The sequence below is a fragment of the Magnetospirillum moscoviense genome (assembly GCF_001650635.1).
Lineage (GTDB): Bacteria > Pseudomonadota > Alphaproteobacteria > Rhodospirillales > Magnetospirillaceae > Magnetospirillum > Magnetospirillum moscoviense.
Window position 1 is genome coordinate 49,473 of sequence record NZ_LWQU01000065.1, and the last position, 14,782, is coordinate 64,254.

General features: G+C 66.7%; 13 protein-coding genes. 6 read left to right on the forward strand and 7 right to left on the reverse strand.

Annotation, left to right across the window (positions count from 1 at the left end; all coding sequences use genetic code 11):
• The first annotated feature begins 70 nt into the window (after nt 1-70).
• The 5 genes from A6A05_RS03445 to A6A05_RS03465 all read left to right on the forward strand — a co-directional run bounded on the left by A6A05_RS03445 (nt 71) and on the right by A6A05_RS03465 (nt 6,841).
• On the forward strand, nt 71-3,373 hold the full coding sequence (locus A6A05_RS03445; RefSeq protein ID WP_068497488.1) for a hypothetical protein: 3,303 nt from the start codon (nt 71-73) through the stop codon (nt 3,371-3,373).
• A gap of 136 nt (nt 3,374-3,509) precedes the next feature.
• On the forward strand, nt 3,510-4,145 hold the full coding sequence (locus A6A05_RS03450; RefSeq protein ID WP_156520876.1) for an iron transporter: 636 nt from the start codon (nt 3,510-3,512) through the stop codon (nt 4,143-4,145).
• Nucleotides 4,142-5,314: an FTR1 family iron permease gene (locus tag A6A05_RS03455; protein ID WP_068497491.1), complete on the forward strand. Its 1,173-nt coding sequence runs from the start codon at nt 4,142-4,144 to the stop codon at nt 5,312-5,314. The genes A6A05_RS03450 and A6A05_RS03455 overlap by 4 nt, the downstream gene beginning before the upstream one ends.
• Nucleotides 5,311-6,078 carry a hypothetical protein gene (locus A6A05_RS03460; RefSeq protein ID WP_068497492.1) on the forward strand — a complete coding sequence of 256 codons (768 nt, stop codon included), beginning with the start codon at nt 5,311-5,313 and terminating at the stop codon, nt 6,076-6,078. The genes A6A05_RS03455 and A6A05_RS03460 overlap by 4 nt, the downstream gene beginning before the upstream one ends.
• A gap of 58 nt (nt 6,079-6,136) precedes the next feature.
• Complete coding sequence (locus A6A05_RS03465; RefSeq protein WP_068497493.1) at nt 6,137-6,841, forward strand: HAD-IA family hydrolase; 705 nt, start codon at nt 6,137-6,139, stop codon at nt 6,839-6,841.
• Here the strand turns inward: A6A05_RS03465 and A6A05_RS03470 are convergent.
• From A6A05_RS03470 to A6A05_RS03495, 6 genes are all read right to left on the reverse strand, one after another.
• Nucleotides 6,801-8,888, reverse strand: coding sequence for a CHASE domain-containing protein (locus tag A6A05_RS03470; protein WP_156520877.1), 2,088 nt, complete (start codon nt 8,886-8,888; stop codon nt 6,801-6,803). The genes A6A05_RS03465 and A6A05_RS03470 overlap by 41 nt on opposite strands.
• A 175-nt stretch (nt 8,889-9,063) precedes the next feature.
• Nucleotides 9,064-9,561 (reverse strand): hemerythrin domain-containing protein, encoded by a 498-nt coding sequence (locus A6A05_RS03475; protein WP_068497496.1) that lies wholly within the window; start codon nt 9,559-9,561, stop codon nt 9,064-9,066.
• Nucleotides 9,561-10,850, reverse strand: coding sequence for a hypothetical protein (locus A6A05_RS03480; protein ID WP_068497497.1), 1,290 nt, complete (start codon nt 10,848-10,850; stop codon nt 9,561-9,563). Before A6A05_RS03480 ends, A6A05_RS03475 begins: the two co-directional genes overlap by 1 nt.
• Complete coding sequence (locus A6A05_RS03485) at nt 10,850-11,446, reverse strand: DUF2249 domain-containing protein (protein WP_245644178.1); 597 nt, start codon at nt 11,444-11,446, stop codon at nt 10,850-10,852. The genes A6A05_RS03480 and A6A05_RS03485 overlap by 1 nt, the downstream gene beginning before the upstream one ends.
• Before the next feature lie 66 nt (nt 11,447-11,512).
• On the reverse strand, nt 11,513-12,214 hold the full coding sequence (locus A6A05_RS03490; protein WP_068497499.1) for a Crp/Fnr family transcriptional regulator: 702 nt from the start codon (nt 12,212-12,214) through the stop codon (nt 11,513-11,515).
• A 6-nt stretch (nt 12,215-12,220) separates the two neighbouring features.
• The gene (locus tag A6A05_RS03495; protein ID WP_068497510.1) at nt 12,221-12,931 is read right to left on the reverse strand and encodes a Crp/Fnr family transcriptional regulator; all 711 of its coding nucleotides are present in this window, start codon (nt 12,929-12,931) and stop codon (nt 12,221-12,223) included.
• A gap of 136 nt (nt 12,932-13,067) precedes the next feature.
• Here A6A05_RS03495 and murI point away from each other — a divergent pair, with 136 nt between their 5' ends.
• Nucleotides 13,068-13,904 (forward strand): glutamate racemase, encoded by an 837-nt coding sequence (murI, locus tag A6A05_RS03500; RefSeq protein ID WP_068497501.1) that lies wholly within the window; start codon nt 13,068-13,070, stop codon nt 13,902-13,904.
• A gap of 122 nt (nt 13,905-14,026) precedes the next feature.
• Here murI and A6A05_RS03505 read toward each other — a convergent pair whose 3' ends face one another.
• A complete protein-coding gene (locus A6A05_RS03505; RefSeq protein ID WP_068497503.1) occupies nt 14,027-14,224 on the reverse strand; it encodes a CCE_0567 family metalloprotein in 198 nt (65 codons plus the stop codon).
• Nucleotides 14,225-14,782 lie beyond the last annotated feature (558 nt).

The window sequence follows — 14,782 nt, forward strand, 5'->3', positions numbered from 1 at the left end:
CGCCAACAGCAAGGCCTACGGTTACGCACACACTTTCGCGTCGGTGCGGTCCCTGTCATTCTTTCATTCCATGAGCGAACCACCGCCCTACAAAGCCGGCAAGGATGCCGACCTGTCGACCGCCCTTGCGCTGACCGAGCGTCTGCTGACGCCCGGCGCCGAGGACGGCGTCATTCCGGCGCTGCCCGTCGAGAAGGACGGGTTGGGGCAGAACTTGCGCTATTGGATGTGGCGCATGGGCGGGCGCAAGCGGCCGGAGATGGCCGACATGGGCCATTTGTCGAAGATCTTCGACAATTACGAACGCGAACTGAGCCGCCTGCAAAAGGACCATGCCGCCCAGGTGGAAAGCCTGGCCGCCCAGCACGCCAAGGACATCGACCGCGTCCGCCAGGAAAAGGGCGTCGATGTCGCCAAGCTGCGCGCCGAACTGCAACGGGATGCCGAACGCGCGCTGTTGGAAATCCAGCGCGAATTGGCCGCCTCGCGCGAGCGGACCAGCAAGCTGGAACAACTGACCACCCAGTTGCAGCAGACCTGCGAGACCGAGGTGGCGCAGGCCAGGAACGAGGCCGCCGCCATCTCGGAAGGCCCGCTGCAGAAGGCCTTGGACCGGGTCGAGGAGCTGGAGCGCCGCCTGAAGGCCCAGCAGGCCGAACATGCCCGCACCTTGGAAGAAACGCTGAACCAGGCGCAGGACGCCCAGGCCCAGGCGGTGGCCCAGCTGCGCACCGAAATGGCCCGGCAGCAGCAGGCGGCGGAAATCCTGATCGCCGAAATGGCCGCATCAGAAGAGCGGACCCGCCACGACCACGCCGCCCAACAAGCCCGGTGGGAGGCCGAGACCCAGCAATTGCGGGCCGAGGCGGCCCACAAGGATGAGGTCGGCGTGCGCAAGGCGGCCGAGACGCAACTGGCCCATCGCACCGAGTTCGACCGTCTGCGGCTGGACCTGGAAGCCGAGCAACAGGCCAAGATCGCCGCCACCCGCGCCGCCCTTGACGCGGCCCTGCAGGAGGCCGAGCAGAAGCTGGCCGAAGGTGCGCGCGAGCGGGCCGGCCTGAAGGCCGAGATCGAGCGGATGGCCGGCGCCCACGCCAAGGAGATGGCCGAGCAGGAAGCCGCCCACCAGGCCACGCTTCAGGCCGCCATGGCCGAAAGCGCCCGGGCCGAGGAAAGCCGGCGCGTCGATCTGTTGGTCGCCCATCAGGCGGAATTGGAAGAATCCCATCGTCGCCAGGGCTTGCTGGAAAACCGCATCCGCGAGTTGCTGATGGCGCACGAGGACGAGAGCGGAAAGATCGCCGACGCCCATGCCCGCGAACTGGCCACGAGCCTGCGCGAGGCCGAGGACAAGCTGAGCCAGACCATCCACCAGGCCGAAAGCGCGCGTGAGACAGCCGAACAGGCGGCGCGGACCCAACTGGCCGAACTGACCGCCGAGCACGCCGCCGCCCTGGCCGAGGCCGGCCGCCACCGCTCGCTGCTGGAAGAGCGTGTCGGCGAGTTGCTACACTCCCACGCCCGGGAAATGCGGGAACAAACCGATCGCCATTCCGAGGAACTGATCCGCCTGCGCACCGAATTGTCGGCGCAGGCCCAGGAGACCTTGCAGCAGGCGCTGGACCGCATCGCCAGCCTGGAAGCGGCGCAGGAAACCGCCGCCCGCTGGCATGCCACGGAACTGGAAAAGACCCGCGCCGTCATGGCCGAAACCGGCGACGCCCACTTGCGCCAGACCCTGGATCAACTGACCCAGGCCCAGGCCGACCGGCGTCAGTTGGAAATCCGCCTGAAGGAGGAGCGCGACGGCTACTTACGCGAACTGGGCCGCATCGCCGAGCGCCATGCCGAGGAACTGACCCGCGAACGGCGCGAGGCCGAGGCCGAGGCCGACGGCCATATCCAACGCGGCCTGGACCGTGTCGCCTTGCTGGAAGCCGAACTGGCCGAACGCGAACAAAGCCATGTCCGCGAAATGGATGCCGCCCGGGCGGCTATCGCCGCCAGCGCCGACAACCGCCAGCGCCAGACCGACGCCGAACTGGCAACCGCCCGCGACCAGATCGATGCACTGACCAACCAGTTGGAGCAGACCAAGGCCGACACCAAGCGCAAGCTGCAGGAGCTGGCGGTCCACCAGGCCGAGTTCATCAAACGCGAGATCGGCCGCGCCCAGGCCGAGGCCCAGGCCAAGATCGCCCTTCTGCAGCAGCAGGCCGCGACCGAGCGGGCCTGCCAGGCGGCCGACCTGGACCGTGTCCGCGAAGAGGTCACCGCCGTCACCGATGCCAATCTGCGCAGCGTGCTGGAACAGTTGGCCGCCCTGCAGGCCGAGCATCAGCGTGTGACCCTACAGCATGCCGCCGAAAAGCAAGAGCTGGCCGACCAGATCGACCAGACCCGCAGCCAATCCGAGGCCGGCGCCGATGCCCGCCTGCGCAAGGCCCTGGACAGCCTGGCCGCCGTCCAGGCCGAACGTCGCGAGCTTACCGAGCGCCTGGCCCGGTCGCAGGAGCAAAGTCCCCAGGCCGACAATCCGACGCTGACCGCCAGGATCAAGGAGCAGGACGCCGAATTGGCCCGTCTGCGCATCGCCAACCTGCGCGAGATCACCGAGTTGAACGAGCGCCACACCCGCGCGCTCGCCCGCGCCGCCGCCGAGGCCGACGCCCGCATCGGGGCGCTGGCCGACCAATTGGCCCGCCAAAGGGATACCGGCCAGACCGGCGCCCCCCCCGACGACCGCGCCCGGCTGGCCGACCAGCACCGCCAGGATATCGAACGCCTGCACCGCCAGGCCGACCAGCAGCGGGGCGAACTGGACCGCCGCCTGATCGAGGCGACCGGCCGCATCGGCGAGCTGGAGGCCGACCTGGCCCGCCTGCGCCTGAACCATGCCCGCGATCTCGAACGCCAGGGCGCCGACCATTCCGACGCGCTGGCCCGCCAGCGCCAGACCCTGGACAGCGAGCACCGGGCCAGCCTTGCCGCATTGGAACGCACCGTGGCCGATCTCAGGGCCCAGCTTGCCAGCATCGAGATGCACCAGGCCGGGCAACCGGCGCGGGGGGCCGGGACCGACACCGACGCCCGCCTGAACGCCGCCCTGGCCCGCGCCATGATGGCCGAGGACGAGCTGCGCATCGCCAACAACAAGCTGGAACTGCTGAAAGACGCCCTGGATGCCGCCAAGGCCCGGGCGGCGTCGCCGGGGCCGGGCTCGGTGGACAATCGTTTCCGCGACGCCAAGCGCGCTTTCGCCCGCCACTTCCACCCCGACCAGGGCGGACGCGGGGATTCCGATAAGGAACGGATCTTCCTGGAATTCTGGCCGGTTCTCGACCGCATCGAAAAGACCAACGATTTCTGATCCTCACTCAGGAGGATCCTGCCAGGTTACCCCCTCCATAAGCGATAACGATTCGCATTTGTATTTTCTGCGCGGCCTCGTTATTGCTTCAATATTGCGAATGGGTCGCATTCGCAATATTGAAATGGGAATATTCATGAAGACAATGACCGCCCTGGCCGTTCCCGCCGCCCTTGCCTGCGCCTTGGCGCTTTCCGTTCCGGCCCTGGCCGGCGAGCAGCCTATCGGCGAGCCGGTCGAGAAGAACGGCATGGCGATCGCCGGCGTCTATCTGCAGGCGGTGACCATGGAGCCGGCGCATGCCCACCACGCCCAGACCGACATCCATCTGGAAGCCGACATCAAGGCCATCAAGGGCAACAATAACGGCTTCGGCGAGGGCGAGTGGGTGCCCTATCTCGAGGTCGAATACGAACTGACCAAGAAGGGCGGCGCCTTCAAGAGGACCGGCAAGCTGGTGCCGATGGTGGCTTCCGACGGCCCCCATTACGGCGACAACGTCAAAATGGACGGGGCCGGCAAGTACCACGTCGTCTATCGCATCGCGCCGGGCGCCCACGGCTTCCTGCGCCACACCGACAAGGAAACCGGCGTCAGGACCGCCATCTTGCGCGAGAAGGGATTCGCCGATTTGCGCAAAGCCATCACCCGTGCCGCGCCGGGCCCCGAACGCGCCGCCATCATCCTGGCCTTGCGCGCCGGCCTGATGGACGACGCGGCCCGGCTGGACGCCCAGGGCGTGCCGCCCGACGTCTTCGCGGTGAACCAATGATGCGCCGCCTGATCTGGCTGGCCTTGCTGGTGCTGACCGCCTTCCCGGTCCGCGCCGCCGACACCGACCTGGCGGCGGCCGCCCGCACGCTGGCCGCCCGCGGCGACCAGCTGATCGCCGCCTATGATCCGACCCACGGCCGCGCCACCGGCGATGCCTTCTCGGACCTTTATTTCGACGTGTTCGAGGAATCCGGGCTGGAGCAGGCCATCGGGGTGTGCTCGGCCAGCGACAAGACGGCGCTGGAGGCCCTGTTCGGCGAGATCATCGGCCTGGCCGGCCAAGGTCGCCCGGTGCCTGAGCTGCAGACCAAGTGGAGCACTCTGAAGGCCTTGCTGGAAGCCGCCACCATCGCGGCGCTGGAGCCCCCGACCGGGCCATTCCAGGCCTTCTTGCAATCGCTTTTGATCCTGCTGCGCGAAGGCATCGAGGCGATGCTGGTGGTCACCGCCCTGGTCGCCTGGCTGCGCCGGTCGGGCCAGGGTGACAAGGTCAGCGTGATCTGGATGGGCGTCGGCCTGGCCATGGTGTTCAGCCTGGTCGCCGCCTGGCTGTTCGACCGGGTCATCCACCTGTCGGACGCCGGCCAGGAGGTGCTGGAAGGGGTGATCTTGCTGGTCGCCGCCCTGGTGCTGTTCCATGTCAGCTTCTGGCTGCTGTCCAAGCGCGAGGCCGCCGCCTGGCAGGCCTATGTCCAGGGCCAGGTGGCAGGTGCCGCGCAAAGCGGGCGGATGTGGACCCTGGGCCTGGCCGCCTTCCTGGCGGTGTTCCGCGAAGGCGCCGAGACCGTGCTGTTCTATCAGGCCCTGGCCCTGTCCTCGCCCGGCCAAGGGCCGGCCCTGGTCGGCGGCTTCGTCGTCGCCGCCATCGCCCTGGCGGTCCTTTACCTCGCCATGCGCCATTTGTCGCTTCGCCTGCCGCTGGGGCTGTTCTTCACCGCCACCGCCGGTTTGCTGTTCGTGCTGGCGGTATCGTTCGCCGGCAAGGGCGTGCTGGAATTGCAGGAAGGTCGCTGGCTGCCCATCACCCCGCTGGACGGCTGGCCCAGGCTGGAATGGCTGGGCCTGTTCCCCACCGCCGAGGGACTGGCCGCCCAGGCATTGCTGCTGGCGCCGATGCTGGCCGCCCTGGCCTGGCACGCCGCCCGGCGCAAAAGGCTCCCGGCATGAAGGGGCTGGAAGCCTTCCTGGTCACCCATCGCCACCGCCTGGTCTGGCTGCACGCCGCCATGGCGGTGGTGTTCGCAGCGATCGGCCTGCTGCTGGGCGTGTTCTCGCGCCTGGGGGCCGTGCAGTTCGCCCCCAAGAATCCGGTGCCGGGCGGCGATGCCTGGACCGAAAAGGGCGTCTGCCCGACCATGATCGATCTGCCGCGCAAACAGGAAAGCCGCCATTGCATCCAATGCCTGCGCTGCGTCAACCCCCAGGCCAGGGGGGCCTTGGAAATCCGTCTGCGCAGCCCCGGCACCGAGATCGAACGCATCGCCCACCACCATCCCAACATCGCCGAGGTATGGTTCTTGTTCCTGGGAACCGGCGTGGCGCTGGGCGGCTTCCTGTGGCTGGATTTCCTGATGATCTCGGGCTTCATGCTGAGCGTGATGGCGGCGATGACCACCGTGCTGGCCAGCCTGACCGCTGCCACCGCCCGGCTGTCGGGCCGCCCCTTCGCCCAGGTCGGCTATCTGTTCGCCCCGGTGGCCATGGTGTCGTTGGTGGTCGGGTTGGGCGGCATGCTGTTCCAGCCGCTGGGCCCGTGGGCCGGAACCGCCAAGGCGGTGCTGTTCCTGGCCGGCATCGTCTGGAGCCTGTGGCTGGGCTGGCGGGTGATGGCGCCCTGCCCGCCGCTGCGGCGCCTTCTGGCGCTGATCCCCGCCGCCGCGGGGGTGGTGGCCGTCGCTTGGGGCTGGGCGCCGGCACCCTTCGGGGGGTGAGCCATCCCACCCGGCAGGGGCGTGGCGGGACGGCACCGGCCTGTCATAGACTTGGCCCATGCTGAACGCCCTGATATTCGACGTCGACGGCACCCTGGCCGAAACCGAGGAAGCCCACCGCAAGGCCTTCAACCAGACCTTCGCCGAATTCGGCCTGGACTGGCACTGGGACCCGCTGCTGTACGGGCGCCTGCTGAAGGTGTCGGGCGGCAAGGAGCGCATGCGATCCTATGCCGGAGCCAACGTTGACGACACGCTGATCGATGCCCTGCACCGTCGCAAGACCGAGATCTACACCACCTTCGTCGCCACCGGTGCGGTGCCGCTGCGGCCGGGGGTGGAACGGCTGATCACCCAGGCTTTGGATCATGGCCTGACCCTGGCGGTCGCCACCACCACCACGCGGGCCAACCTGCTGGCCCTGCTGGACGGCGCCACCGGCGGCGCCGGGCATGGCTGGTTCAAGGTGATGGCCTGCGCCGACGACGCGCCGGTCAAGAAGCCCGACCCGGCGGTCTATCGCTTCGTGCTGGAAAGACTGGAATTGCCCGCTGTTCGCTGCCTGGCGATCGAGGACACCAGGAACGGCGTGCTGTCGGCCCGGGGCGCGGGTTTGGATGTGGTGGTGACCCGCAGCACCTATGCCCATGACGAGGACGTCACTGCCGCACTGGCGGTCTATGACGACCTGTCCTTCGTGGGATTGCCCGACCTGATGCGGCTCAAGTCTCGGATTGGGTGGGCGGAACCGCCTGCAGCGTGAAATAGAAGGTCGATCCCTCTTCGGGAACCGACTGCACCCAGATCTGGCCGCCATGGCGCTCGACGATGCGCTTGCACATCGCCAGCCCGATGCCGGTCCCGTCATATTCCGCCCGGCTGTGCAGCCGCTGGAAGATGCGGAAGATGCGGTCGAAATATTGCGGTTCGATGCCGATGCCGTTGTCGGTAACGGATAGCCGCCAGTATCCGTCGTCGGAATCGGCGGTCACGGCGATCCGCACCGGGCGGACCGGCGAGCGGTACTTGATGGCGTTGGAAATCAGGTTCTGAAACACGCTGACCAATTGCTCGCGGTCGCCATGGACCACCGGCAATCGATCCAGATCGACCGATATCGCCGCCCCGCTTTCGCGGATCGCCACCGTCAGGTTGCGCAGCACGTCGCCCATCACATGGGCCAGATTGGTGGCCGCCAACGGATTGCCGTGACGCTGAATGCGCGAGAACCCCAACAGGTCCAGCACCAGCCGATCCAGCCGCACGGCGCCCTCGCGGGCGAAATCCAGGAACTCGCGGCCGTCGGCGTCCAGCAACTCGCCATAGCGCCGTTCCAAGAGCGTCAGATACGAGCTGACCATGCGTAACGGCTCACGCAGATCGTGACTGGCGACATAGGCGAATTGCTCGAGGTCGTTGTTCGACACCTCGATCTCGCTGATATAGCGGGCGATCTTCTCCTCGGCCGCTTTCTGGTCGGTGATGTCGGAATGAAAGCCGACCACCCGCGCCGGCTCGTCGGCCGCGCGGGCGACGTTGAAGGCGTGGGCCGCCAGCCAGCGCACCTCGCCATCGGCCCGGACGATGCGAAATTTCGTGCCGTAATCGTCCTCGCCGCCATGTGCGGCCACCACCGCCCGGACGGCCTCGACATCCTCGGGATGCAGCCAGGACAGCCATCGATCGGGATTTTCCAGCAGTTCCTGGCGCGAACGGCCCCAGATGCGCTCGAAGGACGGGCTGATATAGTCGAAATGGCGGTATTGCGGGTCGGCGACGAAGAATACCTGGTCGATGTTCTCGGCCAATTCGCGGAATCGCCCCTCGCTGGCCCGCAGCGAGTGCGTCATATCCACCGCCAGCGCCTGGGCGCGCGCCCGGGTGGTGGCCAGCGACCACACGATCAGCGTCAACAGCAGGCTGACCAGGATGCCGCCGACCAGGGTTTGGCGGGGCAACGCTCCCTCGGCGGCCTGGGCGAATCCCGGCAGCATGGCGTAGATCACCGTCCAGGTCCGGCCGCCAATCTGCACGGCGCGCTGGGCCTGATGGCTGGCGAACGAGACATCGACGTCGGGATGGCTGTCGAAATAAAGGCCGTCGGCGGTGGCCTCGGCCCCGTCATAGACCCGCACCTCGACATCGTTCAGGTCAGCCGGCAGGATGGTGCGCATCAACACGCCGACCCGACAGCCGGCAGTGGCGAAGCCCAGCAGCCGGTCCCGGCGTTCCTCGATCGTGTCGGGAATCGCGGCACCTTGATAGATCGCCTGATACATCAGGAAGGCCGGCGTCGGCTTGTCGTCGATGACCAGGTTCAGCTTGCCGGTGATCTGGATGGCGCCGCTGTCCCTGGCCGCTTCCAAGGTGGCGCGGCGCACCGGATGGACCCAGCTGTCGGACCCGATCACCGGCAGGTTCGAGGGCGTGCGCGGCTCGACGCTGGTGACGATGGTGTAATAGGGCCGCTCGCCGGGGGGCTTGATCTGGAAACCGGGCTCGAAGCCCAAGACCTCGCGCTCGAATTCGGTCCGCTGCTCGCCCGGGACCGAGCGGATATAGACCGTGCCGGTCAGGCCGGGATAGATGCTGTCCACCTGCAGGGTCTGGTTGACCCGCGCCCAGTCGGCGCGGCTGGGATGGCCCGACGCCGACACCATCGCCTGGATCCCGCGCAACACCTGGGGATAGGCGACCATGCGCTGTTCCAGCACGGTCTGCAACTCGGCGACGCGGGCGTCGAACCGACTGGCGACCAGGCGATCGACCTCGTCCTTCGAGGCGCGCCAGGCGAACAGGCTGACAGTCACCCCGAGCAGCAACGCGAAAGCCGCTAGGGCCAGAGGCCGCAAGGACGACGGAAGCGCTTGATCTTCGCTGGGTGACGGGCAGGCCAATCCTGGGGTTCCCCTTCGCGGTCGCCGACCATCCTAACCGAAAGTTAGGGCCTGGACCACATCAATGGAAATCAGGGCCGCTTTTATGTCAGCCGACCACTTGCCGGTAGGTTTCGGCCAGGCGAGCATCGACCTCGGGTTCGACCAGGGCGGAAATCGCCGCCAGCAGACCCATCTCTTCCTTTTGGATGTGGAAGATCTCGCGCTCGACCAACTCGCCCCCGGCATCGCGGAAGTTGCGCCAGGTCTCGTCGGTGAAGCCCTGCTCCTGCGCAGCCACGGCGATGTCGGCGACCTGCAGGGCCAGCGGCAGGATCGAGCGGTGTTCGTGGGTCAGCATCATGACGATGCCGGTCTCGCCCTGTTCGACGAATACCGGGAACAGGTGGTTTTCCTCGAAACCGAAATGCTTCTCGACCTCGGCCTTCAAGGTGCGGGCCAGCCGCTTCAACTGGAAACGCAGATCGTCATCGACCGCGGGCGTGTTGCGATGCTTGCCCAACAATTCTTCCAGGCCCTGCAGGGTCTCGATGGTGGACATGTGATCCTGGTGCAGAAGCGCACCGATCTGGGTCTGGTTCAACATCAGGGGGTTCCTTTGTTCTTTGCGTTTTCATAAGCCAGGTAGCGACGCATCATCACCCAGGTAAACGACGCGAACGACACCGCCCCCACCAGGCCCAGAACGGCGCCGGCGGTCAGGACGGGCGGCGATTTGAGACTCAGGCCCACGGCCAACAGCAAGATCGCCCCGCCGTGGCAAAGCACATGGACCGTCAGCGCCGGCTCCCATACCAGATGGGACAACAGAACCGGTTTTCCACCATTGGCCCCCGAATGCATCGAGGCCAGGAACGGCATGATCCGCTGCAAGATGCCGGTGACAAACGACAACAGCCAGCCGAACACCAGCAAAAGCCCCCACAGCGGCGCGGTGATGTCGGGGGCAAGGCCAAGGGCCAGGGCGATGGCGGCCAGCAGGCTGAGCGGCAACACGACCCAGGCGGCCTTGACCAGTCGGAAGAAGGTTTCCAGGCGCTTGCGCATCCGCCCCTTCAGCACCGCGGCCTGGGCCTTCAGATAGACGAACACGGTGCCCAGGCCGACCAAGGCGCCAAGCGCCGACACCGGCCCCAACCCGGCCAGCGCTCCGCCGACACCCAGCACCAGGGCCACGGCCGACAGCAAGGCGGTCCGCTTGCCGACCGCGTCGGGGACCCCTTGCGACAACACGAACATCGGGATCAGCACATAGCTGAAGCCCATGGCCAGCATCCCCATGAAACCATAGCCCGCGACCATGGCGTGGGCGGCGGCGAAGGCGGCGCGATCGGGCAGGAAGCCACGGTCGATATCGACCACCAGAAGCAGCCCCAGACCGGCCAGCACCGCCAGCGACGCCACCGCCAGCCAGGCATGGCGGGTGACGCCAGGCAGGTCCGAAACCTGCATCAAATTGCGCCCGATCAGCACGCCGAACAAGGCCAGCCCCGCCACCGTCAGGGTGGCGCCGCCATGCAGCGCCCAGACCAGCCCCGTCGCCAGGCCCAGCGACAGGATTATGACCCCCGGGGTGAACAGCACCCAGGTCAGGTGGCAGGCCCACACCGGCCCCAACTGGCGCCGGGTCGCCACCGGCAGCATCTGAAAGGCGGCACCCATGCCGGCCATGGCCAGCACACCCAGGGTGATCACGTGCAGTCCGGCCAGCGGCAGGCCAAGCCCGCCCGTGAAGCCGGCCAGATCGCCGGCCCCGGCGGCCAGGACGGCCCATCCGACCACATGCAGCAACGTGGCGGTGACGAAGAAGCGAAAGGGCACCGACGGCGGCAACAGCCGGTCCTTCGCACCCATCATGAAGGCGCCGGCAAACATCAGCCCGCTTTCTCCAACCACAGCCGAACGTCGGCGAAATCCTCGGTGGAGCGGACCACCCGCCAGCCGCGCTCGGCCAATTCCGGAATCAGGAATTGCGGCAGACGCTCGTGGTGGACCACCAGCGCCGCCAATTCGGGGTGACCGTCGATCAGGCGCAGAATGGCCAGCATCGGCAAGGGCGGCGTCAACTTGCGCACATCGACATGCAGGCCGTCTTCCTCGGACCAGGTCAAGGCCCCTTCCGGCAACATCTCGATTTCGGCGTCGCGCTCCCAATCCTGGCCGCCATCCATGTGGAAGAACACCCGCCAATGGGCCGAAGTCAGCCTGCGGCCATAGGACGAGAAGCCGCGCGCGGCCAGCACGCGACGCAAGGGTGACGGATTGAACGGAGCGTCGATCACCAGGAAGCCGCCGAATTCGACCCCTTCGGCGGCGTCGAGGATCAGACCCAAGGGGTCCTCGCCATCGGCCAGCGACGGGCGGACATCGAGGATGGGGGCGTCAAGGGCCTGGGCCAGCCACCCCGGCGGCCCTCCCGCCTCTCGTCCGCTACTCTCCATCACTTCGGCCATGCGCGTGCCTTCTTCCAAGCTCTCCTGACCCTGCGGGAGCGCCGGTTTCCAATCCTTGACGTTCGTTAAGGGAGGAAGCCGGCGTTAAGGGAGGTCGTTGGCCCCTTCACGGACCAGCCGGCGCAAGGCGTCGATATCGGTCAACACCACCTCGCGGCCGTGGCTCTCGACGCCCACCGACTTCAGCCGCGCCAGGGCGCGCGACAGGGATTCCGGGGCGATGCCGATACGGCTGGCCAGCACCGCCTTGGTGATCGGCAGCCGCACCTGGGCCGAACCTTCCTGGTCCTTGGCCAAGGCCAGCAGGAACGAAGCCAGGCGCTGGCCGGGCGACTTGCTTTTCAGTTCAGTGATTTCCTGGATCATCCGCATCTGCCAGCGCGACAGACCCGACAAAAGATGCAGACCAAGCTTGGGATTTTCGGCCAGCCGCTTCAAGAACGGCGCCGCCGGCACATGGGCCAGCCGAGAGCCCGCCACCACCTCGCAATTCAACGGGAACTTGCCCGACGAGAACATCGCCGCCTCGGCGAAAGTGGCGATGGGGTCGAACACCTCGATGATCGACTGGTCGCCGGTCTCGGTCAGGGCGAAGATGTTGACGCGGCCGGCCAGCACCACGAAAAACCGATCGGCCGGGTCGCCCTGGCTGAACAACAATTCGGTCTCGGGATAGGCGACCACGCTGGCCGAGCCGACCAGCATCTCCAATTCGCCCGCCCCCAGGGCGGCGAACAACGGCGCCTTGGCGCACAAAGCCAGATCGGCTGCGGAAAGACCGGCCATTCTTCCTTACCCCAAATCGTCTTCGGCGCAGAACTCGCGCAGGCGGTCGATGTCGGCGATCACCACCACGTTGTCGGCCTTGGAATTGACCCCCACCTTGGCCAGCTTCGAAAGCGCCCTGGACAGGCTTTCCGGCTTCATGCCCAGTTCGTCGGCCACCAGCTTCTTGTCATAGGGGAAGCGGACCGTGGCAGCCCCCTCGTCCGCCGCCACCATCGACAGCAGGAAACTGCCCAAGCGTTGGGCGGTGGTCTTCAGCTTCAATTCGGCAATCTGGCGGACCAGCATGCGCAGCCGGAACGACATGGTCGACAGCATGTGGGTGATGATGTCGATCCTGGGCTCCAGCTTGGCCCGGAACGACGCCGCCGGGATGGCCAGCAAGGTCGCCTGCGACAGCACCCGGGCGGTCATCAGGAAGCGACCTTCCCCGAACAGGGCGGCGTCGCCGATGACCGTGCCCTTGCGGGCCACCTCGATGACGCTGCGCCGACCGTCCGCCTCGGTCGACAATTCGACATGGCCGTCCAGGATGACATAGACGTCGATCACCGCGTCGCCTTCACCATAAAGGTGATGTTCATGCCCGAACGTCACCACCCGCGCGCCCTCGGTCAGGCTGCGGATGTCGGCCTCTTTCAGGCCCGAGAACATCGGCGTGAACTGCAGCTGAAACAGAACGTCCTTGCCGAACGTCTGGGACTCACCGTCCGTCATCGGTCCCTCGTCTTCTCCCTGGGCCAGACGGTAGACCAGTTGCGGGCTTGCGCCAACCCCATTCACGTGAGCCCTTGCATTGAGGACGCTTTTGCCGATGATGCCGGCCAAAGGCAGACTGGCGACAGGAAGGATCATGAGCCCGCACCGCGATTTGCCGATCGGCGTTTTCGATTCCGGGGTCGGCGGCCTGACCGTGCTGAAGGCGCTGCGCGAGCGGTTGCCGGCGGAAAGCCTGGTCTATCTGGGCGACACCGCCCGCCTGCCCTATGGCACCAAAAGTGCTGCGGCCGTCAGCCATTACGCCCTGCAGGCGGCCCAGGCGCTGGTGTCGATGGGCATCAAGGCACTGGTGGTGGCCGACAACACCTCGTCAGCCCACGCGCTCGAGGCGCTGCGGGCCAGATATCCCGGGCTGCCGGTGATGGGCGTGGTCGAGCCCGGTGCCGCCGCCGCCGCTGTCGCCAGCGCCGCCGGGCGCATCGTGGTGATCGCCACCGAAAGCACGGTGCAGGCCGGCACCTATCCGCGCGCCATCCACAACACCCGGCCCGGGGCACGGGTGACCTCGAAGGCCTGTCCGCTGTTCGTGTCGATGGTCGAGGAAGGCATGACCGACGGACCGATCGCCGAACAGATGGCCCGGCATTACCTGGACCCGCTGTTCGCCGATGCCGGCGACGGCGAAGCCGGCGACTGCCTGCTGTTGGGCTGCACCCACTTTCCCGCCCTGGTGCCGCTGCTGCGCCGGGTGGTCGGCCCCAATGTCGCGATCATCGATTCGGCCACCACCACGGCGCGCGCGGTCGAGGACCTGCTGGACAATCGCGGCCTGGCCGCCACCCGCACGCCCGAGCAGGCGCGGGTTCGCTATCTCGCCACCGACGCCCCCGAGCGCTTCGCCCGGGTGGCCGGCATCTTCGTGCCGTGGACCATCGCCGCCGACACCGTCGAGATGGTCGAACTGGGCTAACGTTCAGCCGGCGGGCGTCCTGCCCACGAAGCTTGCACCGCGAAATTCGTGGGTGAGCAGGCCGCCCATTTATTGAATCGTGTCGCGATTTCGATGTCCGCATGGTGATGCGAACTTCGAAATCACGGCACCAGGGACTTTAAGGACTTGCGGGCCTCGTCCAGGCGGGCGTGCAGGTCGAAGCACTTCTTCGCCACCTCGGGGATCGCCTGCCAATTGGTCGGCAATTCCTCGGACAGATCGTGCAGATCCATCTTGGCCTGAACGGCCTGGGTCGACAGCTTCTTGATTTCGGCCTTCAAGGTCTCGATGTCGCTCATGGTTCCCCCATGCGGAGCTTCGGCGGAAGCCCGCCCATCATAGCCAGCCGCACAGCCTTTAGGCAAATGCGCGATATGCTCGGAAACCATGCGAAAATGTGGCGGGAGGTGGCCGCCGTTCGCTTAGGGGGGGAGGGGTGCGAACGGCGGCCGGTATCGGCGGAGCGTCGTCGGGGGGGGATGATGACGATCCGCCAAGAATGACCCGTTTTCCGATCCGGCGCGCATGGGGTGTGGGGAATGAGCGCCAGACCTTTTTAACAATCCGATCCTAGCGCATCGACCACCCTGTGGATATTGACCGGACGGGTACATCCTACCGTTCGAATGAAGCACCCCGCCCTTCGCCCAATACTTTTGGAGTAGACGATTATGCGGCCAGCTCCGCATAGCCCGGCCAGAAACGAAAATCCCAACCAACCCGAAGGGCTGATTGGGATTTCGGAACCTGTCAATGAATCCGCGACACTGCGTCTGACAATTTAGGCAGCAATTCTCTCAGCTGGCGGATTGATCCAGACGGCATTGGGCGGGGCTGGCGGCTGCGGCGGCTTGCAT